Raw genomic sequence first — 24554 nt, forward strand, 5'->3', positions numbered from 1 at the left:
AATGTGATGGTATTCTGTTAGTCTGGCCCAAATACGCTATACGGTGGCACGCTTCCGATGCTGCTTGGCTAAACTCCACCCGACAGTGGAACTGCCGAGTGGATCTCCTTGGGATGACTGTTGCTGGAAGGGTTCGTTTCGCCCGAACTGGTAGTTCGTTCGATGCTCGGCTGCGGCAATACACCACAATGCTGCATGGCTTGGCGAAAGCCATCGATGGGGCTGCACTCTTGCAGCCATTGCGTGAAGACGCCGGCCGAAGCGGAACGGGCGGAGTCGATCTGCTGTTCCGCGGCCACGCGGCGAATGGCTGCGATGCAGGACTGCAGGTCTCCCGCGGCAAAGTTGGCGCCGTTCTCCCCCTCGACCACTAACTCAGGTGCCGCGCCAACTGCGTCGGAACAGACAATTGCCAGTCCCGCAGCGGCCGCTTCCACCATCACCACGCCCCACGGCTCGTGATCGCTAGGCAGCAGCAGGATGTCGCCGCATCCATAGATGCCGGCCATATCGGCCGGATTGTTGACGAATCCGGTAAAGTGGATGCGATCTCGGCAGGCTTGCGGTACGGAGGCTTCCAGCTGCTCTCGTAGTGCTCCGTCGCCAACCATCACCAGGTCCCAGTTTGGCAGTTCGTCGGCAACCGCCGAGAACGCTTCGATCGCCAGGTCGGGACGCTTAGCGGGCATCATGCGAGCGGAGAAGATCATTCGCCGCCGCGAACTGGCCAACGCAGGGTAAGTGCGACGGACTCGCTCGATCAGGTCGGCCGGCATCTGTTGTAGCAGTTCGACGTTCGGGACAAACGGGAACCAGAACACAGGCTTCTGCTGACCGCCATAGCGGAACAGCAGTTCGCGGCCGTTGCGTCCACACGGCATGAGGCCCGCGGAGCAGTTGATCGCGTGACGGTAGGTGAATTGCTTTAGCCGCCGCAAGGCGCCTTTGAGTTTGTCGCCCTGGACGTTGAAGTCGCCCGAGAGGTAGCAAGGAATCCCGTTGCGGTGGCACCAGCGAAGGATGCGAAGCCGGCCGAAATCGCCACACCCCTGGCAGATGACCGCGGCGACGTCATGTTGCTTCAGCCAGGCGATGATGCGACCGCCCTTGTTCCACTCGCGGCGAGAGTAGCGAAGCTGCGCCTGCTCGTTGGTGGGCTCCCCAGCCCCGAAGGCCACCGGCCGAATGCTCTCGGGCAACTCCATGCCCTGCCAGCGCTGGTAGGCATTGTCGTGCGTGGTAAGTGTCCACAGCTCTACTTGGGGCACTTCGTCGACGAGTCGCTGGTGCACGTACTGGCGATAGGGGGTGACCGAATTGGTGATCACCGCGACGCGAGGCCGCGCATGGGGCGCCTGTTGTGCATCGTCAACAGGAGAGTCGTCTGCGATGGTGGACGCAACTGCCATAGTTGGTGTTCGCCAGGTACTCAAGCCGTGATGGGAAAGGATAGTGAACGTGTGCGTATTACGTGGTTATTCGAGGTAAAACTCCGAGGCCAGGGATCCTGCGTTCTGCTCGTCGAGCCGGACGGCAGCGGTGCGATGATTCTTGTCGCGAAGCAGGACGCTGGTAGCGAGATCTTCGTAGACGACGTCCATATGCTCGCGAACGAACTTCGAGACGACACTATCGTTAATTTGCGATTGCCCGAACCGATTGGTGCAGTACCAAATGCGATCGTGCTCGGCAAACAGTTGCTCGATCTGTTGCAGGTTGTAGAGCATCACGGCGCCGCTACGGCGGTCGCGAGGCACTTCGTCGGTGTCGCCGATGGCGGCCTGCAACACCAGGCGGGTTTCGAGCCAGTAGTCGACGTCAATCGGCTTCGTGCCATCTTCCAGGGCGATTGCGGCGAATTGGAAGTTTTGCGTGTGCGGCAAGATGGAGATGACCACGTCGCCCGGTTGGTAGTTGGCTTGCACAAACCGCGAAGGTTCCTCCCAGTCGGGACTGCGAAGCTTGCCAACGGCCTGCGCGGGAACACGGTAGCCGCCAAACTCGCTGGCGTCGATCGCCCAACCGCTGAAAGCCACCAGCAGTACGACCAGCGAAATGGTCGCGATGGTGTGGGCGTAAACTCGCAGGGCCGGATAGCGAATCTCACGGACCGTGCGATACAGCGAATCGACCATCGCCACTAGCACGACACCAGCCAGCAGAATGACAATCTCCACCAAGTGGAAGGAGTAGCGGTTGGTCCGCAGCGGCAGCAGCGCCGCCATCAACCCTGCGTTGCTGAGCAGACAGACCAGCAGGAATCGAATCGGCAGTCGCCAACGGTGCTTGAACGCAAGAATCAATGCGACAACGACCGTTGCAATGGGCAGGAAGGCATCCCTGGTCCAGGACGAGTTGACCAGGAAGTAGTCGGCATCGAAGAACGGGAACCGCCACATCGGTTCGAGCTTCATCGAACTGATGCCCGTTCCGTACCACAGGCGGTGGGTTTGCTGGAAGATGCGATGCCCATTCTGCAGGGCCACTACCAGCACGACCAACACCACGGCGGGATAGACGGCCGGGGTCAACAAGATGCCCTTCAAGTGGCGGCGGCGGTGAAGCAAGGCTGCCAAGGCCAGTCCCACGCCGTACAGCCCGCTTCCTTCCCAACTGAGGTACATGGCGACAAAGCTGAGAGCGGCGGCCCACACGTACCCTTTGCGCAGTTTGCCAGTGCCACGTACCGCTTCGAACGCCAGGTAGGTGGTCAGCAAGGTAAAGAACTGCACCTGGCACAGGTAGCGTCCGAAGTTGGACATCCCAATCACGTGCGGCGACACCGCATACAGCAGCCCGGCGATCAGGCCCACATAGGCGTTAAACCACCTGGTGCCGGCGTAGCCTATCAATAGCAGCGTGGCCATGGACCACAGCACGGCTGGAATCCGAATGACCAATCGCGGTTCGTCGATCACCATGGCGGCCGCGGCATTGCAATAGTAAACCAGTTCGCTGGTCGAGCAGTAACTGCGGGGTAGGTCTTCGTGGGCCTGGATCGTGGGGAAACCATGGTCGAAGATCGACATGGTGAACCGATAGGCGCTGACCTCATCGTGGTGCATGGGTTCGGCGAGAATCCAAGCCGTCCGCAGCCAGCCGGCCAGGGCGATGAGTAACACCCAGCAGGTGATGAAGGCGATTCGCCCCGAAGAGTTGGCCGGAAGCCCTTCGGCGGATGTTGTCGTTTGCGAAGTGGGGCGCCAAGCCGCCAGTACATAGAGACCGAGCCAGAGCACAAGGACCAACGTCAGCAATCCCCACAGGTAGATGGGCTGATAGACATCGTGACTGGTCCACGCCAGGTCCCAGGTCATCAGGCCGGCGGCCGCTGCCAGGGCCGTGCTGGGCAGGAGTGCCCAATAGCTGAGGCTTCCGGGGAGCGGTCGTTCCGATTCCGATCGTATGGCATGGATGGCCTGCTGAACGGCGGTGCATCCCACGACAGCAACCACCGCCATGCCCAGCACGATGGCTAGCCATTTGGCCGCTGCCAGGAGCGACAGCAGCGTGGGACGCTGGTAGGCGTTGAACTGTCGCTGAATCGAACGTGGCACCACACCCCCGTTGCCAACTTCTTCGCGACAGGACTGCCATTGGTTGGAATTCAGATCGGGTTGCATCCATGTCGGCGCGATGTCCGCACTGCTCTTCCAGCTCTTGTCGGTGGCCAGATGAATCTCCTCGTCCCCGCAGGTGGCGACGAGCTCGCCCTCGATGCGTGGCACCACGCCCGCTTCGCTGACCGCCAGCGAGATGGTATTGGTGCCCGGGCGGAGCAGGGCGGTCAGATCGAGCGTTTGTTCCACCACCTGGTTTTCGGGAGTGGTGCTCAACTGCAGCCGGTCGTCTACCACCATCCATCCATTCACAGCCAGGCGGTAAGGTCCGGTCGAGGCCACGCGTAGCCATGACGCCGAAGGCGACTGTGGCAGTTCGAATGTCGTGGCAAAGGTCGCCGAGGTGCTGCTGGCAGCGGCGGGCGCGATCCAGGTGGCCGTGCGAGGTGTCTTGATCGCTCCAGGAGGGACGTCTACCTGGGCGGTCCAGTCAACGGGGTCGCCTGCGTCGGCGGCGGCCCAGTGCTCGTCGGGGTAATCGACCTCGTACCAGAACATTCCCCGGCGATCGTAGAGGTTCGAAGCCAACCAGCCCTCGCCGCCATCGAACGAGATGGGCTCGGCGTGAGCGAACAGGCACTGCCCTTCGATGGATACCTGGGGCAGGCGGTCACGAATCAACTGGCGGGCATGAATGGCAACCGTATTCTTGCCCTGCCGCAGGTTGGAGGTGATGTCGAGCAGCGTGGCGCCAACGCGTCCGCTGCCGACGCGGGCGGTCTGACCGACCTGTTGGCCGTTGACAAAAACCTGTACGGCATCGTGCCCGATGACCTGCAACCAGGCGTAGTCGGCGGATTCTGCGAGCGTCACCGTGCGGCGCAGATAGAGGTGCTTGTTGGCGGCCAGTTCGGCCGGCACCCGCAGGGGAGCTTCCGTGCTGGAGACCTGGTATTCCGGCACCGCTGGCGCCGTCCACGTGCGATAGGCGAAATCGCCCATCAACAGGGAGAACGCAATCAGTAGTGCAAGTTGAGACGATCTTAGCTTCATGGTTACATCCCCAGCCGACCTTCCTGGGCCTTGAGGTTGGCGTTCTTGGGAAGATGGAAATTCGCGATCGACCGATCGTACATCGAGCGAGCTTTGGCGAAGTCGCCCGTGTTGAAATAGGCGTCGCCAATCATCGAGGCGATGTCGCTGTTGACGATGCGGTCGCCCACCTGCACCAGACGGGGCATCAACGCCTGTTCGAGCTCTTCAGCACGCAGCGGATTGGCGGCCAGTGCCGTGGTGCTTTGGGCAATCCAGTGACCGGGCATCCAAGGAGCCAGTAGAGTGGCTTCGCCCCACAGGTGATCTGCGGCCGTGAAATCGCCCAAGGCGACCTGTTCAGCCGCCATGTGACCGAGGATCTCGGCCAGCAGTTCGCGAGAAGCGTGGCTGCTTTCGTCTTGGTTGATGGTGGGAGACAGCATGTTGCGAGCCTCGGCGTAGTCGCCAGTCAGGGCTTGCTGGTGGGCCACGAAGAAGGCAGTGTAAAAATCATCTATGCCCTGGCGATAGTGCACCCGACCAAGGGCGAGCCGGTACCGCCGACTGAATTCGAGCGATGGCATCGCCCACTTCACGCGGTCGAGCGATTGTTCGGCTTCGGCCAGTTGCTGGGCATCCTCGTGGGCGGCCGCTTGCATGAAATGGTATTCAGCCACCCAGCGTGGCCAGGTGGCAGCCACGGCCAGCAGCAGTCCCACGGCCACCCATCCACCTGCGTACGTCAACCGGTGCCGTAAGCTTCCGGAACTTGCCAGCAGCACCCCGGTGCAGGCCACAGCGACCATCCAGGGTCCGTACATCGAGTAACGAAATGGCAGGAAGACCGGGTGTACAGTCGAGTGGTGCCCGGCTGCCGTGTTGTGACTGCCACCGGTGGCAAGTCGATCGGGGACACCGCCGGTTAGCAACTCTTCACTCTGATGGTGGAACACTTCGCGGAGCACCGCGCGCTGCCGGACTTCGCTTTCGAAGAACTCGATCAAGCCCGGATGGTTCCAAAGGGCGGCCGACACGGCGGGAATGCTGACGGCCAGCACCAGACCGAGCGCCATGGCGATCCGGTCGCGTCGCATAACCACGAGCAGGATGGCCGCCACGATAGCCAGCAACACCGGTACTGCAACGCTATTCATCAGCCAAGGACGTGGCGCTACAGCAGCGTAGGGCGGAAAGAATGGTCTGCCCCCCAGATAGCTCCACGGAATGTGGAAGCCTCGGAAGTCGCGGCTGATGGCGGGGCGGAGCCAGGGGCCCAAGCACAGGGCTGCGCACGCCAGTAGCGCCATCACCGCCAGTCCGCGATTCGACAGCACGGTGCTGCCGATACGAACCAAGGCGTCCAGCCCCCGTTGGGACCAGTGCCTGGCCTGGTGTTTGAGTTGTTTGAAGGAAGCCATGGTTTAACTGCTCACGCAATCAGAAGGATTCTCAATCGAAGAAACCGAAGTGGTCCGACCTACGGTTGACTGGCAGCCAGATCGTCACGGCCGCTCCATTCTTCCCATTGCGTGTTGAGTACGTCGTCGTTGCGAACCGAATCCTGGCCGTAGACCACGATCTCGTCGCCCGAGTTCAGTCCGTCCAATACTTCCACGTACCCCGCTTGGACCACCGAGCCGGTCTTCACTTCCTGCAATTTGGCTCGCTTGTCTTCCACGCGGACCACCATGGCCTTCTGCTTGTTCTTGATAATGGCCACGCTCGGAACCGCCATGCCCTTGCTCGTTCCGCGCGAGACACGCGCGTATCCGGAGATGCCAGCGCGGATGCGATTGCCGGGATTCGGCACTTCGATCAACACGGGCAGCACGCGAGTCTTGGTGGAGACCATTGGCGAGATCTTCACGACCTTGCCCGTGAAAGTGTCCTGTGGGAAGGCGTCCAGTGCGACCTCGGCCGCTTGTCCGACATCCAACGAATCGCAGCGTTCCATGGGGAAGTCCATCTGAACGTAGATGGGATCGAGTTGATGAACGACTGCCAGGGTAGTCTGGCCGCCCAGCCGCATCTGCGGCGCTACGTCCATCTGCTCAATCACTCCGTCGACAGGACTCTTGACCACACACAGCTCCAAATCACGCTGCGACATGCCGAGGTCGACTTCGGCCGTCTTCACGGCCACTTCAGCGGTTTTCACTTCCAGGCCCGAGGCCGCGTTCTTCTCGTGCAGCTTTGTCATCACGGTCAGCTCTTCCTTGGCCTTGTCGAGTAAGGCTTGTTTCTCCTCGACGATTTGTTGGAAGAGCGTGGGATTGAATTCCAGCAGCACATCGCCCTTGGAAACGGCGGAACCCACGCCGGAGTTGACGGCCGTGACTTCGCGGTCCAACGCTTCGGAGGCGCTCTCGGGAATGGACAGAATGACGCTTTGCGAAGGAATGGTTACGGCAGTACCACCAATGACTTCCGAGAACTCGCGTTCTACGGCCTTCACGGTGCGTACCGGGATAGGCTTGTCCGCTTTGCGCGCCTGGGTGGGGCTCCAGTCTCGCAAGGCCCCCCGGGCTTGCCATTGCCATGCTGCTACAGCGCCCACGGCACAGAGGAGCACAAACAAACCACTGATTCGACGTAGTGTTTCGGGACGCATGTTACTCGGACCTCCGCATTTACCAATTGGATTTTTTGAGCTTGTGAGGGGGACTTCATCCCACCTGTTGGCGACCATCCTTGGCTTGTTGTGCGGCCGGTGTCCTTCCGAGCCGCCGAAATTCAATACACGCTCGGGGCGTCAGGAACGCCCCGTGGGAGCCAGTCGGCGGGCCACTCCTCCAAACGAAGCACGAAAGGCAAGCTGAAAAGAGTTGGCGTCTTCCCGCGGCCAGGCACCCGTCAGCAGGCAGGCTGCCAGGTAGGCGACGCTGGAGACCGCCAGTCCCAGGCCCATCCACCATAGCGGCGACTGTTCGCTCACAAAGGGTCGCAGGGTGGCATACATGGCCAGTCCCGCAGGTATCGCCCGCAGTAGTTGTGTCCAATGAGGGACTTTCATGTGCATGGCTTTCAGGCTGGTAAGTCCCCAGATCGAGACCACCAGTTCGCCCAGCAGTACGCTAAAGCACGCGCCGTAGACACCGAAGTACAGGATGCAAAGGATGCAGAGGGGCACCTTCGCCAGCAGTGAACCGATCGACAGACGCCAGTACTTACGCTCGGCGTCGAGCGCCGTGTAGGCAAAACGGAGTTGGGCGTTGACGAACATCAGCACCGTCGCCCAGATCAGCAGTTGCAGCGGCACGATGGCTGCGGTGTAATCGGGACCGGCGGTTCTCAGCACCAGCGGTTTGGCACACGTGGCCGTGGCGATGCAGATGGGAAGCGATGCCACCCACAGCAGGTTGGTAGTCTTGGCGAACATCTCGCCCATCACCTCCCGCTCCAGGTGGGCCGCCCGGCTCATCATCGGGAAGGTCACCGATACGATCGTCCGCGGCACCAACCGCAACGGTTGCAGTGGCCGGGATGCAATGCTGTAGATGCCCACCGCCACCGGCGTACTGAGCGTGGCCAGCAGCAAGGTGTCGATTTGCATAAAGAGCTGACGAACTACGTCGCCGAGACCCAGGGGAAACGACTCGGAGTACCATTGACGGATCACCTGGATGCTGAGCTTGGGAAGCGGGCAACACCAACCAACCAACAGGATCAGCCAAACCAATCCGGCGGCCAGGAAGTTGCTGGCCGCATAGGCCACGTAAGCAGCCAGGGTGCCATTGTCTTGAGGCTGGACGATGTACCACACCAGGAGGCAGAACGAAGCCGATTGAATCACGCGGACCAGGTTCTCGAACTCGAAACGTTCGAGCCCGCGGAACGTGTTCGATGCGAAGTCGATCGCGTGGCGGGCCACCATGGCCGAGGCGGCTACCGTCAGCAGGGTCCAGGGAATCGCCCCCAGCATGACCCAGGTCCAACCGGTGCTGGCGATGAAAAATAGCAAGACCGAACTCGACACTACGGCCAGCATGATGCCCATTGCTTCGCCCACGATCACAGGCAGTTGCTCGGGAGTCCGAGCCACTCGGCGGGTCAGTACTGTGGAGGTGCCCGCGTCCGAAATCCAATGAATCACAGCGCTGATGGCGAACAAGGAGAAGTAGATGCCCATCGCCTCGGCACCCAGCCGCTGAGCCATGGTAAACAGGGCGATGAAGTTGAGCGGCACGATCAGCACCATCCCCAGTGCGTTCATGGCGCTATTGCGCACAATGCGCGACAGCGGCGACTTCCTGGCAGAAGTGTCCGGCGTGTTGTCGGGTTGGGTAGGCTGGTCGGTCATCAACGTTTCGTGCTAGTCAATGTATCCCAAGGCACGCAGTCTTTCGGCAATGGCTTCGTCGTCGTCCGCGTCGTAGTCCACCTGGCTGGGACCGGCCGTGGTCATCTCGGCCGCCGCGCCGATGGCGACTTCGGTCGACACCTTCGACTCGTCCAACGCATCCATCAGCACCTTGCCGTCCATGTCCGCAGGCACGGGAACGTCCAGCAAGTGCAGAATGGTGGGGGCGACATCCGTAATGTGGGCCCCTTCGATCTCCTCGCCGTTACGAATCGTGGCACCCGTGGCCAGGAAGATGCCGTTGTCGCGGTGGCTGCCCGACTTGCCTGTGAAGAACGCCAGGTTTTCGGCCTTGTTGGGATCGACGTCTTCCGTCCACTGGTTGTTGGTACTCTTGGAACTGACCTTAAAGGCGTAGGTGTAGTTTTCTTTTTCGTTCCAGTGCACCAGGATGTCGGGCGCTTCTTCCATGAGTGGTCCGCTGTAAACTTCCTCGCGGCGGTAAGCACGCAGGACGATCTTTTCGCCGGTTTCGGGATGACGCCAGTCTTCCATGGCCTCGATCAGCCTGGTTCGCAAGGCCTCGTATTCTTCGCCTGGCTCAACCACGCCGCCGGGCTGGCGACCTTTTACGTTGAGCCACAGAACGGGGTAGTACGGGTTCTCTTCGAAGTAGGCTTGCGTGCCCGACCAGTCGATGATGCCGTACCGGACCTTGGCCTCGATGCCCCCCAGGCGACCCTTGGCAGCGCGGTAAATCATGCGTTTCACGTGGCTCGGTAGCTTCGCCACGGCCAGCAACTTCACGGCATCGAGTTTGCGCGAGAACCAGTTGGACATCCCGCCACGGAATTTCAACAGGCTCTGCTCGCGGAGCCAGCAGTTGGGATACAGCACGCTGTTGCTCACGCCGCCGAAGCCATGGTCGGACATCATCAGCAGCGTGGTGTCTTCGGGCAGCAGCTCTCGAATCTCGCCCAGCTGCCGGTCGAGCTCCTCGTACACGCGGAAGATGCTGTCTTCCATGCGTTGCGGCTTGTCGGTAAACAGTGGCGACTCGGGATCGCAGTACTTCCAGAAGTGATGTCCCACGCCGTCCGACTCGCCGAACAGGATCATTGCACAATCCCATTCTTTGTTTTCGACCAGGTACTTGGTGGTGTTGGCCTTGCGACGGATGGCCTCGATGATTTTATCGATCGCCACGTCGGGGCGGCCATCGTTGATTTCAGCGATGGGGAACGAACCGATCGGGTGCCCACCCACGGCTTTGTCGAGTTCCTCGCACAACTCGGGCGGGTGCATGCCCCGTGAGTCGAGCGTCGATCCGCTGCCGCCCAGGCCGGGGGCATCGAAGCCGCTGAGCATGATGCCATTGACCTTCTCCGGCGGATAGGTACACGGCACGGAAATCGAAATCACTTTCTTGCCCGCATCGCTCAATAGCTTCCAGAACGAGGGGGCCTTGCGCTGACCGCCGTTAACGAATTCCAGGTCGTACGAGCCGGGTCGCTGGCGAGTGAAATCGAAGATGCCGTGCTTGGCCGGGTTCTTACCGGTCATGAAGCTGGTCCAAGCCGGGAAGGTCATGGGAGGCAACGTCGAACGCAGCAGGCCATGCGTGCCTTCGTCCAGAATCCGCGCGATATTTGGCAGCTTGCCTTCGGCAACCCAAGGCTTGATCAGATCGAACGTGGCGCCGTCCCAGCCGACGATGAATACACGGGTCATGAGAATGGTCTCTCCAAATTAACAGTTTTCGCGGTCGCCTTGCGAATTGTGGTGTCGCTACTTGATGTATCCCAGAGCCTGTAGCCGCTTGGCGATCAGCTCCGACTCATCTTCGGTGAACGACATCTGCTGGTGGTCGCTGTCGTCGTTGTCGTCGGTCGCATGTTCGCCCGTCACGGTCTCCCATTCGATGGGATTAGCCTGAACGAATTCATCGGAAATCGCCTCGGTCAGCACCCGGCCGTCCATGTCGTCGGGCACCGGCAGGCCCATCAGGTACAGCACCGTGGGTGCCACGTCGACGATCTTGGCCCCGCCAAAGGCAAAGCCCTGACGGAACGGTCCACCACTGGCCATGAACACCCCATCGAGCCGGTGCGAACCGGCGAACTCAACACCACCCTGGATGGGCGAGTTCGAGCGTTCGATGTTCGGGTACACGTCTTTCAGCGGGGCGCTCTGTTCGAGCAAGAAACCGTCCTCCCACCAGGAAGGAAGCACCTCGGGAGCCCGCTTGGTGTGCGGGCCGTGGTAAATCTCGTGGGGGAAATAGCAGTTGCCGACCGCCGGTTGACCTGTCGCTGGGTCGGTCAGCCCCTTGAGTGCAGCAACCACCTGACTGCGAAGGTCGAGCGCTTCGCCTTCGGTCTGGCCATCGCGTTTTTCCAGCCAGACAGCGGGGCTCGAACGGTACGCTTCGTTCACGTGTGCCTTGGTTTGACCCCAATCGATCTTGGCCTCGTCGAGGTTCTCGAACCACACGCGAATCTTGGGCAGCATGCCAGCCAGGTTTCGCTTCATGTCGGACGAGAGTGTCGAACGAAGCATCTCGTCCAGCCAGCGGGCAAACTTGCGGAACATGCTGGGGCGGTCGTTCGACTGCTGGAAGTTCAGCAGCCCGGCATCGCGGAGTACCTGGTTCAGCCGCAGGCGAACGTTCGACGTGGGGCCAAAGCCATGGTCGGACATCACCAGCACGATGGTGTCGTCGTCGATGTCGTCCATCAACTGCCCCAACTGTTCGTCGATGTGCATGTAGGTGTCGCGAATGGCATCGGCGAACTCTTCGGCGCCGGACGCATCGTACTTGTCGTGCTCCGGATCCATGAAGTGCCAGAAGTGGTGCTGCACCTGGTCGGTCGCCCCGTAGACGATCATGCGAAAGTCGGCCGGGCGGTTTTTGCTCAACAGGTCGAACGCCTTGGTGCGGGCGGTCTCGGCCTCGAAAATGTCGGCCAACTGCTGGCGGCGGCGCTCGTCGGTCCGCATGTTCCCCAGGTGTTGCTGGTCGATGCGATAGCGAATGCCTGCTTGCTTGATCTCCTGGCGGATATCAACCGGGTACATGAACGGGCTATGTTCGTGCGGCGTGTCGAGGCCCGAGATCAGGAAGCCGTTCACCGGTTCAGGTGGGTAGGTCATCGGCACGTTCACCACACCCACCCGACGTCCATGACGGCTGAGGCACGCCCACAGCGACTCGCCATCGCGGAACGAGGCATTCGTGAAGCGGAAGCCTGGGCCATCGCGATCGGGCTCGACGAAGTCGAACAGACCGTGTTTGCCGGGATTCTTACCGGTGATAAAGCTCGACCACGCGCAGGGTGTGATGGGCGGAATGGTTGATTCCAGCCGACTGTGCGCTCCACTACGAAGCAACCGGCCGAGGTTCGGCAGGTAGCCCTCGTCGATCCACGGGAGCATCAAGTCCAGAGTCGCGCCGTCGAGTCCGACGATCAGTACGGAGTAATTACGCTGAGGCATGAATCTCTACCTTGCCCTGAGAAACACCTGAATCATTCAATTGTTCGTCCTGATGCCATAGCGGGATGGCCTTGGGTCGATCGGCCACCCGCTTCCATCGCCGCGTTGCTTGCAGCATTCGGAGATAGGCTTCGCACAAGTTGCCCGCCACGACCCGCCGATCGTGATGTTCTCGTACGAAGCGGTGTCCGCCTTCGGCAACGCGCTGGCGGAGGTTCTTGTTCTTCAGCAGTTGGATGATGGATGTGCCGAGCGACTCGCTGGTGTCCTGCGCCGCCAGCCAGACATGCTCGCCGTGACTGACGCGGCTGGCCGAGCTGGCGAACATCACGCAGGGACGCGATGCGGCCATGTAGTTGAGCAACTTGATGGGGAAACCGGGTGCGGCAGGGCGGGGCACCACCGCGATATCGCACAGCGAGATCAGCTTGCGACCCTTCTCCATGTCGGAGGGGACGCGAAGGATCACATTCTTGTCGACACCTAGTCGGGCAGCCTCGTCCAAGAGCGCGCGTTCGTGCTTGGGATGCTGGATTGTGGAGAAGATCAGCAGCTTGGCCCGCGGTTCGTAACGCACCACGTGCACCATCGCTTCAAGCAGCAGGTCGAGCCGCTGGAACTTGTCGATCACACCCGAGTACAAAATGATGGGATCCTCGCCCAGCGCCAGCTTGGTACGCAGCGTTGCCCGATCGACCGTTGGCAGGCGGTCGACGTCGATGCCGAAATTCAGCACCGGCTCGGTTTTCTTTGCCAGGCCTTTGGCCAGCAGGAACTCCTGCAGATTCACACTGTGTGGGAGGCAACGATTGCCAATTCGCGGTACCGTGTTGTCCAGCACCCAAGCCAAGCCGTCCGCCAGTTTGCGGGAATGGAAAAAGTCGTAGCTGGCAAGCTCGTCGCCCATCGAATTGTGCGCGCTGTACAGCACCGGGCGACCGACAAACGGGCGGGTGCAGCCAGCCACCAACGCGGCTTCGTACCCGTGGGCGTGCATCAGGTCGAGATCGTATTTGCGAATGACCTTCATGGCGGTGAAGATCATCTGGAAGTCGTACACCGGTCGTCGGCGGGTGGGGCCCACCACGACCCGGCGCTCGCCGGTCCAGTCGGGGATGCGATGCAGGTGGACCCCCTTGAGCGGCAGATTGTCGCCCATGTGATAGGACACCACATGCACTTCGTGCCCCCGTTCGGCCGTGGCTTCGGCCAGCTCGCGAATCGAGCCGGGCGTGCCATGGTTGGCGGGAAACGGACACGCCGCCAGTACACACACCTTTAACTTCTGATGGTGCGCGAAGGGTGCGTCGATGGCTGCCGTGCCGAACCTCTCGCGACGAGTGGTGTCGGTCAGCACGTCGGGCAGACGTTGCTGGGGAAAGACACTCATGAGGATGTATTTACCGAGGAGGTGGGGGAGGTGTTCTGTTGGCCGTCGCCATTGTCCACAAGGGTGTCGCTGAGCGCTGCGTGGGTGGCGGTGTCGGACAGTGGGTCGGCGGTGGGCGCCTGGGGCGGGTCGGCAGGCGCCTCGTTCCAGACCCACGGTTGCAGCTTGCGATACTTCCACACGACCGGCAATTCTCGAAAGGCCTTGGTGATGACTTTCAGATTGGCGCCGGTGGCCTTGCCCAGTGAACGTGGATAGTGATTCACCGGCACTTCGGTCATGGTCACCCCGCCACGTGCACACTGGCACATGATCTCGGCACTGATACACGCGCCTTCGGAATCGAGTCGCAGCTTGTCGATAACTCGACGGGGAAAAACTTTGAAAGCACAGTCCAGGTCGCGAATCTTCAGCCCCATCAGAGTGCGAATGATCATCTTCCAGCCAAACGCGTTGAATCTTCGCATGGCGTGGTCGGCCCGGTCGTAGCGGTAGCCCACGACGACGTCGTGCGATTGCGCTTCGACCAGCAGTTGGGGCAGGTCGAGCAGATTGAACTGCCCGTCGCCGTCGGTGAAGAACACCAGGTCGCCCCGAGCAGCCCGCAAGCCGGTGGCCACCGATGCGCCGTAACCGCGGTTTACTTCGTGCCGTACCAGGCGAATGCGATCGTCCTTTTCGGCAAAGGATTGGACCACCGAAGAAGTCTGATCCTGCGAGCCATCGTCGACGATAACGATCTCGAATTCGTCGAGAAACTCGGGCAAAACGGCCAAGGCGCCGGTAAGCACTTCGCCCAACACTTGCGCCTCGTTATAGCAGGGCATGCAGATGGAGAAAGGCACCGACAGCGGGAAGTCGCCATGCTTCAGGTCGTTGCTGCGAGTGTTTGCCACCCACCGCGCCTGCCGACGCAGCAGGTCGGTAAGTTGTTCTTCGCTGAGCAATCCAGCCCGCAGCATCAGCGCGCCGACGCGACCACCCTGCTTCTGTTGAAGCTCGAGCACTTGCCGCAGGTTACCAGCGCTTACACCGGCAAACTGCCGCGCTAGCTCTCCCAAACGCGGCACCTCTAGCTCTAGCGGCCACATACCATGATCCCCCAAGTCAACGTAGATTCAATACAAGCGCATTGGGCAATTCAAAGCACTTTGCCAGCCAGACAAACCACACAAGACCAGTCCGAAAGGAACACTCAGTCGAAGGACACGACCAAAATCGGACGATTCACGGCGGGCTACCTCCCTCGGCGAACAGTATTAACGAACCCAGCTTGATGATCAACAAAAAACTCAAGCGAAAAAACTTAAAAGCTTCTTCGCGCCAACTTCAACTACACGCAACGACGATTCGCGCGCTGTGCATGAAGTGTGGTTGTTCATCTGCCTGTAAACCTGGGTTTACACTCGCTGCGTTTTTGTTAGTACCGCTTACCATAAGCACGATCTGTGTGTTAGCAATCGGTGGGCCGATGCGTGGCACAAGTTGATGAGATGCTCACTCAACTAACCGTGTTACGACAGCGGAAAGGGATCGCAAGTCGTGCAATTTGTTCGACAGATTATGGCAATCGGATTGCCACTAGGCGCGTAGCCGCACGGTCTGGCGGCGCTTCAGGAAAAAGGAATCGCCAAGTCGGAAGATCCCGCGCCTGGAACTGACGCGTGTAGATTCCTTGGCCAGAGGTTGCCCGTTTAGTAGGCACGGCGGGCTGCGATGGTGGTCAAAAGACGGACAACTATTGAACAAGTCGCCAGAGCCAACTATGGTTGTCAATGACGCCTTTGAAGCTGCACAGATTTCGCCGCAGTGTTTTACACCAACCGTTCCTTCCTCCATGCGGCGAACGGGCAACGCAATGTTCTTGCGGTCGAGTGTTCCCTCGGATGCCAGAAGAACTTTGCTCACTGGCATCGTCCAAACATTGGTGCTTTGGGGGTACCCTGAGCGCTTCGCATCAATCCATCCTATTGGAGCTCAGACATGACCAATTCTGCGGACAAGGACTTCCTGACCATTGTTTCAGGCCTGCCTCGTTCGGGCACGTCGATGATGATGCGAATGCTGGAGACCGGCGGATTGCCGGTAATGATCGACCAGATTCGCACCGCCGACGACGACAACCCCAACGGGTACTACGAGTTCGAAGCGGTTAAGCAAACGAAGGAAGATCCGAGCTGGCTGGATGATAGCGCTGGCAAGGTGGTTAAGATGGTGTACCGCCTATTGTACGACCTGCCCGAAGATCGCACCTACTATGTTCTGTTCATGGGCCGCGAACTGGACGAAGTGCTCGCCTCGCAACGGGTGATGCTCGAGCGAAACGGCACCGGCAGCGACGGCATCAGCGACGAGCAGATGCGGATGATGTTTCAGATGGAGATCGACAAGTTCTTCAAGTGGATTGCCGACCGCCCCTGCTTCAAATTGATTCGCGTCGACTACAACGCGCTGATGCACGACCCGGCCGCCGAACTGGCCAAGGTTGACGAGTTTCTCGGTGGTGGTCTCGATGTGGAAGCGATGGCCGCCACGGTCGATAAGTCGCTGTACCGCAATCGTAAGCAGGGTGTTGCCAGCTAAGGCAGGTGGACGCTATCGGCTGGGCTACCGAACGAACGTCGGCTGCGACAGATTTTCGCGGGCCATCGAGGGCACGTGGCTCTGGTAGGTCGAGCGGCGAAGCTGCGGTTGCTGGCTGGCTGGTTGCTGCAGTTGAAACCGCGTCTGCGTGCGATCAGTGTTCACCAATGTTGTTTGAGTGTCACCGGGGAGCAGCGTCTGCGGTTGCATCACCGCAACGAACGGAATCGGGGCTGCCTGCACCGCTATGGGCATTGTCGACTGCGGCTGGGAAATCTCCAACGCGGGCAATGCGGCCGTCTCGCGACTGGACTGCAAAGGCTCCAGTGGACGCCAACGGGGTTGCTGGTAGCGATCGGCCGGGACCAGGGCCAACGGATTGGAGAGCGCCAGTGGCAGTTGTTGCATCATCGCCGGTTGTTGCAAAGAGGATGAATTCTGCGCCAAGGCGGGGCTCGGCTGCGACGGCGCCTGACGAACCTCGAAGTTAGGCAGCTCATGTGCCTTCGACGCGGCGGGTTGAGTGCTGCGACTCATCTCCTGAGGCTGACGCACTTGCGCAAGGGGCGTCCAACTCTTGGGCGTGGGTGGTTGCATCACCGGTTGCTGAAGAACCGGTCCCTGCATGGCAGGGGACGCGGCTGGCGGTTGCCGCAGCGGTGATTGGGTGACCGGCTGCTGCAACTTGTGCGGTGCTAGTGTTGGCTGTTGCAACTGCAACATCGGCCGCGTCTCCACTCGTGGTTGCGGTGCCCGGGCGATTGGCTGTTGCAGCTTGTGGGGAGCAAGGCTCGGCTGCTGCAATTCCAGCTGGGGGGCGGCCTGCGGTTGTTGCAACGGTCCCCGCACGACCGGCTGTTGCAGTTTGTAAGGTGCCAGCGTCGGTTGCTGCAACTCCAGTTTCGGCTGCGATTCCACTGACGGAGCAGGCGGGTTGGGTTGTGGACTCGGGCCCATCGCAATCTGGGGTTGCGACGGCATGGGCAAAGGACGCGGCGGTAGTGATTGCTGCTTGGGCTGCGTCTGAACGACCGATTGCTCAGCCGTTGGAGGACTGTAGGGCCGGACCTGGGTGGTTGGTCTTCGCAGGCCTCGAGGCGCTGGCGAGAGATCGCGCGACTGCTGGCCGGTGATCAAGTCGGGTTGAGCCAGGGGAGCAACATCCGGAGCGGCAATCGCTTCGGCTTGCGGCTTGACGGAAGGTGCTGGTGCAACTGGCGTCTGGGCTACCCGTGGAACGGCAATCGTCTGCGGAGCCTGGGGGAGAGTGGCTGGCGCCTGTGCCACCGGTTGTGGGCTCGCGACAGCCGGAGCAGACGCCACGGGCGGGGGCGACTGCACGATCGGGGCGGCTGCCTTACTGGGAGCGCGTTGCGGCGCGATAGCCGGTGCAGCGACACTCTCGTTCGATGGCACCCTGGCCACCTCGGGCACCGCCGGGGTGATCGTCGGGCGCGGATTCGCTGGTGGCGTGGCCGTGGCGACCGGATCCGTAGCAGCGGGCTGCTGCGACAGGGGGTCGGGGGGCAGGTTGTAAATGCTCTGTGGCGCCGAAGCCGGTTGGCGAACCGTGGCGGCCGGATCCTGGGCCCTGGGCTGCGCCTGCGTCAACGGTTGCTCGGGAGACGGAGGTGCTGGCTCGGTGCCGGGAGTCGGCTGTGTGCCAGGCATGGGCCTGGCATCTTCCGGCGACAACACTTCTTCGGGGATCGCACCAGTGCCATCGCCTTCGATCTCCACCAGTCGCGAGGTCAGCAGGGTTCCTTTCACTTCCTCGAACCGGGCCACAGCACTGTTGAAGTCGGACACGATGGAGTTCACATGATACATCGAGTCGGTGAACTCGCGCAAATGCTGTACGTACAACTCCAGGGCGAAGGCGCCGCTCATGCCTGGTGGGGGAGTCTCGAGTTGTGCGCGGGCGGCTTCGCCGTAGTCGCGCAAGGCGTTTACCCGATCTTGGGCCACTCCATACTGCTGATACAACCAGACAATACGGCGATGGGCATCGGCCACTTGGAACGAGGCTTGATGGGCCACCTGATCGAGCAGGGCACGTTCCTTGCGGATGTTGAGCTGCGTGGCGCGGACATTCGATTTTGCCTCGCGTCGTCCCAGCGGCATCTGGAACGTCAGCCCCATCTGCCAGCTATTGTAGTCGTCGTTTGCTTGCACGCCGAACGAACTGCCCAGGTCGTCGCCCAGGCCATTGATGCGCCAGAAAGCGTTGAAATCCAATAGTGGTTTCAGGCTATTGCAGGCCAGCGTTTTTTCTTGCTTGGCCACGTACACGGCCAGGCGTTGCCGCAGCACGTCGGGACGCTGACGAAGTGCCGTGTAGACGGCCGATTCGAGCGATTCGATGGGCGGCGAAAGCGTGCTGACGGCCAGCGTGGTCATGAACGTGCCATCGCCCGGCTTCAGCCCCATCAGGTTTCGCAGGACCAGCCGTTGCTCGGCGACCACCGAGATCATTTGCAGCCGTGCCTGTTCGTAGCGGAACATCTCGGCCTTGGCTCGCGAAAGCTCGGCGCTGGTGCCAGCCTGAGCCTCCTGGCGTTGCTCGCGAACACGGACGATCTCGCGGAACATCGGCAGCACTTCATCCAATGCGCGCAGATTCTGCTCCGCGGAGTACAGGTCCCAGTAGGCGGTCTCGACACTACGGACCAATGCCAGGGTCTCGGTTTTGAAGTTCCAGTCTGTCCGCTCGGCTTCGGCCGCGGCGATGCGGATCTTGGCCATGTTGGCGTCCATACCGAAGTTGCGAAGCATCGGCTGGTTGAAGCGAAATTGTGTATAACTGTAGTACTGCGGGTTGGGATCCAAGCCGACTGGATGCTCTGGATTGAACAGGTAGTTCACCACTTCGTCCACACCAAACCGCGTACCGCCGGGCAGCAGTTGATCGATCGAGGTAACGAAGTCGGCGTAGTCGAGCTGAGGCGGCCGGTTGCCAATACCGCTGAACGAAACGCCGGGGGGAAGATCCTGGCGGTCCCAGTTCATTTCCGTGGTCCACAGCGGATCGAAAATGCCCCATTGCGCGGCGGCTTCGGCGTCGGCGATGGCGGGATCGTAGGTCGTCAGCTTGGATTGCACCAAGTCGTTTTTCGACTGGGCATCTACCAGCCCCAGGTTGCGAACCACCTCCGAGTTGTTCAGCGCGATACCGATCGCCTCGTACACGGTGATGGGCCACCGATTGGCCGCTGTGGGGTCGGCATAGATCTGCTCTTCGGTCACGCGAACCGTAGGCAGCGGAATGCAACTGGCCGCCTTCGAAGGGCAACAGGGGTCGTATTGGTTAGGGCAGCAATCGAGGGAAGGGACAAAGGGACGCACCTGAGCCGAGACGCTGCCGGCCAGGCCAGCAGTCGCGCAGCACGCCAGCAACAGCCAGCCGAGGGTGGATCGGCCGCGTGCAAGGCGGGGGGGCGTGTTCCGTCCGCCTGATAGAGCGTCACGGGGAATTTGGGGGCTGGATTCCATTACTCGCTGTGGCTCTTGGTAAGCAGCGATCCATCGCTTTAGTGAAGGGTCCACAAACATCCTTGTGTGAACCGGTCCGTCTCGATTCGCCTGTCGCGTGACGAAGCTTGCCGCTGGGTGTTGCCCGCAATCCTTGCCGGCGCTAGCAAGCTCCTTCTCCTCTGGTATCGAACGCCGGGAGGGTGCCTCAGCGGTCATTCTGCCCACGCCCGGACTTGCTAGCTGTCCGCGACGGTAAGCTGTGCCGTCTGCGAAGCCTATCGGGCGGGATACCCGAAACGAATCGTCTTCCGCGTCCTGGCGGCCGTGTGGTATGTTGTCGCCGATCACAGGTAACTGGAGGAGCGCGCCTATGCGGGGAGAGAATCTGGATCTGTCGAGCGAGGGGCCTCGGCGGCTGCCCGCCGCGCCCGGGGCCCGGCGATTTGTCGGTGTGCATTTCGCCTGCTGCGACGTCTATCAGCGCATCTACGTCAATCGCGAGCAAACGGCCTACGTCGGTCACTGTCCGCGTTGCGCGCGTCGCATCCGCTTCGAAATCGGTCCCGGTGGCACCGACACGCGGATGTTTCAGGCCAGTTAGGTCGACCCAACTCTTGCAACCCCTCTCTCTGCTAGCACCCGCAGATCCTGTTGCGTCGGTTGGCGGAAATCGCTACGGTCTCCGGGCTTCGTATTCCCCCGATCCCTACGCCTCAGGAGCCGCCTCCGGTGCTCGACTTCGACGTCAAACGATGTTCTCGCCGTTGCGCTTCAACCAACGCGGAGCTTTCGCCGGGCGATCGTTACTACTCGGTGCTGGTGGCCGAGGGAGCGGAAGTCGTGCGTCGTGACTACTCGCGGGACGCCTGGCAGGGGCCGCCTGAAGGCTCGCTCGGCTGGTGGAAATCGCAGATGCCCGACGAGGGAGCGGCCAAGCCGAAGCTGGCCCCCAGTGAAGTGGCGCTAGAGCTGTTCGACCGCTGGCGCGACCAGCCCGGCCAGGAAGACTCGGTCTATGTACTGGCGTTATTCCTAGTGCGGAAGCGGGTTTTCCGCTTTGCCGAGACAGCATTCCCAGTTGCCCAAACGGGGGAGGAGACCTTGAGAATGTTCTGTCCCGCCAGAGCCGCCGAGTACGACGTGCCGGTAGTCGAGGTGGACAACCAGCGGGCCGACGAAATCCAAGCCCAGCTAATCGAACTGTTGTACAGCGACGCCAGTTGAAGCCATCCCTAATTCGTAACCCAACACGCTCAGAGCCTTGGCATACCACCTCCTCCAACGCCGTTCATTGCCGTTCGCGGCCCTGCTGCTGTCGACACTGGTAGGCTGCCGCTCCACTGGGCTATTCCAGCCACCCGGGCCCGCGGCGCCGGTCGTGCTGCAGGATGCCACCACAGCACCGCAGATCGTGTCGGCCATCAACGCCAACACGGCCCGCGTACGGTCGTACTACACCAACAACGCCCGTTTCACCGTACCCGGTATGGCAGGCATACCGATGCTGCGGGGCACTATTGCGCTGGAGCGCCCCATGAACTTCCGCCTGACGGCCGGCGCTGCAATAGGTGGTGACCAGGTCGATTTGGGTAGCAACGACGAAATGTTCTGGTTCTGGGTGAAACAGAACTCGCCGCCGGCGCTCTACTTTTGTCGGCACGACCAATTTGCCAGCAGCGGCGCTCGGCAGGTGCTGCCAGTCGATCCCACTTGGGTGGGCGACGCCTTGGGGCTGGTGCAGCTGAACCCCGACATTCCGTACCAGGGACCCGTCGCCCGGCCCGACGGTACGCTCGAACTGCGTTCTGCCATTTCCACTCCCACCGGTCCGATGACGCGGGTGCTGGTGATCGACGCCGAACGAGCATGGGTGATGGAACAGCATTTGTACGAAGTCGACGGCGGTCCTCCGGTTGCCAGCGCTATCGCCGAGGATTTTCGCTATTACGAGAACTCGCAGGTGTCGTTGCCACGCCGGGTGACGATCCGGGTTCCCGCCTCGCAACTGGCTCTGACCATCGACGTGGGCGCGGTCGCCATCAACCAGGCCATCCCTGGACGGGCCATGATGTTCTCGCCGCCGGCGCTTAACGACAGTTACCCCAAGGTCGATCTGGGGAGCACTGCCGCTGGCGTGGCGTTCGACCCACGGAGCGTTCCTACCCCTTCGGTGGTGCCCGTCGTTGAGAGTGCTCCGGTGGGGATGCCGCAGTCGCCGGCGCCGAACACGGCGACGCCGCCCACCTCCGTTGCACCGGCTTCCTATCAATTGCCGACGGCCTACCCGTCTGCCGAAGCCTACCAGGCCCAGTCGACAGGGGCGGTGCAGCAATTGCCCAGCGGTGGTATCTCACTCGATGCGATGCCGCCGGTTCCGTAGTCGTTTTCGGAAAGCCGGGTTGGCTTAGGGGGCACCGTCGCCAAGAATGATTGGATACTGGTGCAAGCCGAAATCCACTTACTTGGGGGCGCACGACCTTGGAAATCGATACCGCGAAACTCCTTCACACCGCCAAAACGGCTAGTGGTGAGGCTTACGCACCCTACAGCAAGTTCTCCGTGGGCGCAGCCGTACTAGCAGACGACGGTCGGGTGTTCACGGGCGTGAACGTCGAGAACGCCTCGTACGGCCTGACCATTTGCGCCGAACGCGCTGCGGTGTGCGCCGCCGTGACGGCCGGAGCCCGGCGGCTGGTGGCCGTGGCCATCTTCACGCCGACGCCCGAGCCTGCCTCGCCCTGCGGTGCGTGCCGCCAGGTGTTGGCGGAGTTCGCCCACGAGATGCGAGTTTACATCGGCTGCCAGAGCGATCAGGTGGCTGAATACACGCTGGAGGAACTGCTGCCGCATCAGTTCAAGTTCTGATGACAAGCACGGGGAGCGTATGCATGCGTGCTACTCTTCCTTCTCCCAACGCTTCAGTTCGGCCTTCTCCAGCTGCGAGTCGTCCCGCGCGAAAAAGAAGACGTGTTGCCAAGGCAGCTCGTCGTATTGTCCCACCAACTTGAAGCCGTTGGCCTGGTACTCCTTCATCACTTGCTTCTGGCTCATCTTGTGCAATCGCTTGATGGGCACTTCCGGATCTTCCGAGCGATACTCGACCAGAGCCACCCGGCCGGTTGGTTTCAAGCTGGCGCGAATCGCGGTGAGCATTTCCTTGGGATGCGAGAACTCATGATAGACGTCCACCAGTAATAGCAAATCGAGCTTGCCCTTCGGCAGGTTGGGCGACGTAACGGTCCCTAGCGTGGGCCGCAGATTGGTGACGCCCCGTGCGGTGGCTCGCTCGTCGAGCAGGTCCAGCATTTCGGGTTGGATGTCCACTGCACATACGGTGCCTTTCGGTCCCACGAGCTTGGCCAGTTTCAAGGTGTAGAACCCGTTGCCGCAGCCCAGATCGCAAACGGTCTGGCCGGGGGAAATCTTTAGCGCCTGCAGCAGCTTGCTGCACTCTTCTTCCCGCTCGCGCGATTCGCGCACCAGCCACGGCGCGCCGGCGTAGTGCATGGTCTGGGCGATCCGCCGGCCCAGGTACTCGGGCGGGGCAGGGGGCGCCTCGGTGGTGTCGTTGGTCGTTTCCGTCTGCTGTTGCTCGGCGACATCCTGGGCAAGCGCCAACTGCGGTGCGGCGAGCGAAAACAGCAACAGGGCAAGAAATCGATGCGTAGCGATAGGCATGACGTGCTTGGGCTCGTGGTGACAGGAGTTGCGCCAACTCGGACGCAGGGCTACTGGTCTGCCATCGTACCAAATGGTGTCTGTCGGCGGGGCATATATCGGCAGAGGCCGACACCGCCAAAATAGAGCCCCACCAGCGGCACGGCCATCAGAATCATGCTCTGCGGATCGGCTGGCGTCAGCACGGTGGAGATTATACAGATGACGATCACCGCCACCTTCCACTGTTTCAGGTAGTTTTCGACCGTGAAGATGCCAATCCGCTCGAGGAACAGCATCACCAGCGGCAACTGGAAGCTGATGCCGAAGCCCAGTGGCAGGATCAGGATGAAGCTCATCCATTCGTTGATCACCGGGTAGGGAGCGATGTCGAGAACTTCGTAGAACCAGAACAAGAACTCCAGCACGAAATGCAGCGCCCCGTAGAATGCGACCGCCGCACCGGCCAGGAACAATCCGATGCTGAACGGTAAAAACACCTTCACATAACGGCGTTCGTGTGGATAAAGTCCGGCGGCGACGAACTGCCAGATGAAGTAGAACACGAAGGGGCTGGCGATGATCAGGCCCAACACCAGCGCCGCCTTCACAAACACCATGAAGCCTTGCGTCACCCCGGTACCGATCACCCGTCGCGGATCGTCCTTCACGTACTCGAAGATGGTGATGGGCACCAAGTTCTCATCGGACTCGATCTTTAGTAACTCGGGATCGATGTAGATGCGGCGGGGGGCCAGACCCTGCTCGATGAACACGTCGGCCGCGGCCTCCAGGTCGTCGGGCACCGGTTCCCCGTCGGCCTTCCGCTGTTTGAGTTCGTCGATGTACTTCTCGCGGGCATCGTTCAGCACATGACGGTCGACCGCACGGTTGAGTGGCCCTTCGACGTACCGGACGAACATTGGTGCAAAATACAGCCCGATGCCGAACCCGATGGCAATCGCCAGCAGCGACTTGACCAGTGCCCCGCGCAGTTCTTCCAGGTGCTGCCCGAAAGACATCTTGCTCTTTTCAAACAGATCGTCGGGTTCGGCCATAG

General features: G+C 61.1%; 17 protein-coding genes. 5 read left to right on the forward strand and 12 right to left on the reverse strand.

Annotated features, from left to right (window positions below; all coding sequences use genetic code 11):
- Nucleotides 1–68 precede the first annotated feature (68 nt).
- From NG895_RS26750 to NG895_RS26790, 9 genes are all read right to left on the reverse strand, one after another.
- Nucleotides 69–1409, reverse strand: a complete 1341-nt coding sequence (locus NG895_RS26750) for a glycosyltransferase family 4 protein (RefSeq protein ID WP_252855629.1) — start codon at nucleotides 1407–1409, stop codon at nucleotides 69–71.
- A 66-nt stretch (nucleotides 1410–1475) separates the two neighbouring features.
- On the reverse strand, nucleotides 1476–4613 hold the full coding sequence (locus NG895_RS26755) for a glycosyltransferase family 39 protein (protein ID WP_252855630.1): 3138 nt from the start codon (nucleotides 4611–4613) through the stop codon (nucleotides 1476–1478).
- A 2-nt stretch (nucleotides 4614–4615) separates the two neighbouring features.
- Complete coding sequence (locus tag NG895_RS26760; RefSeq protein ID WP_252855631.1) at nucleotides 4616–6013, reverse strand: tetratricopeptide repeat protein; 1398 nt, start codon at nucleotides 6011–6013, stop codon at nucleotides 4616–4618.
- Between the two features lie 59 nt (nucleotides 6014–6072).
- On the reverse strand, nucleotides 6073–7050 hold the full coding sequence (locus tag NG895_RS26765; protein ID WP_252855632.1) for an efflux RND transporter periplasmic adaptor subunit: 978 nt from the start codon (nucleotides 7048–7050) through the stop codon (nucleotides 6073–6075).
- Between the two features lie 297 nt (nucleotides 7051–7347).
- The gene (locus tag NG895_RS26770) at nucleotides 7348–8895 is read right to left on the reverse strand and encodes a flippase (RefSeq protein ID WP_252855633.1); all 1548 of its coding nucleotides are present in this window, start codon (nucleotides 8893–8895) and stop codon (nucleotides 7348–7350) included.
- 12 nt (nucleotides 8896–8907) lie between these two features.
- Nucleotides 8908–10626 (reverse strand): alkaline phosphatase family protein, encoded by a 1719-nt coding sequence (locus tag NG895_RS26775; protein ID WP_252855634.1) that lies wholly within the window; start codon nucleotides 10624–10626, stop codon nucleotides 8908–8910.
- A gap of 57 nt (nucleotides 10627–10683) precedes the next feature.
- The gene (locus tag NG895_RS26780; RefSeq protein ID WP_252855635.1) at nucleotides 10684–12390 is read right to left on the reverse strand and encodes an alkaline phosphatase family protein; all 1707 of its coding nucleotides are present in this window, start codon (nucleotides 12388–12390) and stop codon (nucleotides 10684–10686) included.
- Entirely contained in the window at nucleotides 12377–13780 is a 1404-nt protein-coding gene (locus tag NG895_RS26785; RefSeq protein WP_252855636.1) for a glycosyltransferase family 4 protein, read from the reverse strand. Before NG895_RS26785 ends, NG895_RS26780 begins: the two co-directional genes overlap by 14 nt.
- Nucleotides 13777–14871, reverse strand: coding sequence for a glycosyltransferase family 2 protein (locus tag NG895_RS26790; protein WP_252855637.1), 1095 nt, complete (start codon nucleotides 14869–14871; stop codon nucleotides 13777–13779). The genes NG895_RS26785 and NG895_RS26790 overlap by 4 nt, the downstream gene beginning before the upstream one ends.
- A gap of 892 nt (nucleotides 14872–15763) precedes the next feature.
- Between NG895_RS26790 and NG895_RS26795 the strand changes: the two genes are divergently transcribed.
- Entirely contained in the window at nucleotides 15764–16363 is a 600-nt protein-coding gene (locus NG895_RS26795; protein WP_252855638.1) for a sulfotransferase family protein, read from the forward strand.
- A 24-nt stretch (nucleotides 16364–16387) separates the two neighbouring features.
- Here the strand turns inward: NG895_RS26795 and NG895_RS26800 are convergent, their stop codons facing one another.
- Nucleotides 16388–19855, reverse strand: coding sequence for a TolC family protein (locus NG895_RS26800; RefSeq protein WP_252855639.1), 3468 nt, complete (start codon nucleotides 19853–19855; stop codon nucleotides 16388–16390).
- Between the two features lie 352 nt (nucleotides 19856–20207).
- Between NG895_RS26800 and NG895_RS26805 the strand changes: the two genes are divergently transcribed.
- The 4 genes from NG895_RS26805 to NG895_RS26820 all read left to right on the forward strand — a co-directional run bounded on the left by NG895_RS26805 (nucleotide 20208) and on the right by NG895_RS26820 (nucleotide 22702).
- Complete coding sequence (locus NG895_RS26805) at nucleotides 20208–20438, forward strand: hypothetical protein (protein ID WP_252855640.1); 231 nt, start codon at nucleotides 20208–20210, stop codon at nucleotides 20436–20438.
- A 128-nt stretch (nucleotides 20439–20566) separates the two neighbouring features.
- On the forward strand, nucleotides 20567–21061 hold the full coding sequence (locus NG895_RS26810) for a hypothetical protein (protein ID WP_252855641.1): 495 nt from the start codon (nucleotides 20567–20569) through the stop codon (nucleotides 21059–21061).
- Between the two features lie 37 nt (nucleotides 21062–21098).
- Nucleotides 21099–22217, forward strand: coding sequence for a hypothetical protein (locus tag NG895_RS26815; protein ID WP_252855642.1), 1119 nt, complete (start codon nucleotides 21099–21101; stop codon nucleotides 22215–22217).
- A 98-nt stretch (nucleotides 22218–22315) separates the two neighbouring features.
- Nucleotides 22316–22702 (forward strand): cytidine deaminase, encoded by a 387-nt coding sequence (locus NG895_RS26820; protein ID WP_252855643.1) that lies wholly within the window; start codon nucleotides 22316–22318, stop codon nucleotides 22700–22702.
- A 30-nt stretch (nucleotides 22703–22732) separates the two neighbouring features.
- Here the strand turns inward: NG895_RS26820 and NG895_RS26825 are convergent, their stop codons facing one another.
- On the reverse strand, nucleotides 22733–23515 hold the full coding sequence (locus NG895_RS26825) for a class I SAM-dependent methyltransferase (protein WP_252855644.1): 783 nt from the start codon (nucleotides 23513–23515) through the stop codon (nucleotides 22733–22735).
- 50 nt (nucleotides 23516–23565) lie between these two features.
- Nucleotides 23566–24552, reverse strand: coding sequence for a twin-arginine translocase subunit TatC (gene tatC / locus NG895_RS26830; RefSeq protein WP_252855645.1), 987 nt, complete (start codon nucleotides 24550–24552; stop codon nucleotides 23566–23568).
- Between the last annotated feature and the right edge of the window lie 2 nt (nucleotides 24553–24554).

Source organism: Aeoliella straminimaris (assembly GCF_024054565.1).
GTDB lineage: Bacteria > Planctomycetota > Planctomycetia > Pirellulales > Lacipirellulaceae > Aeoliella > Aeoliella straminimaris.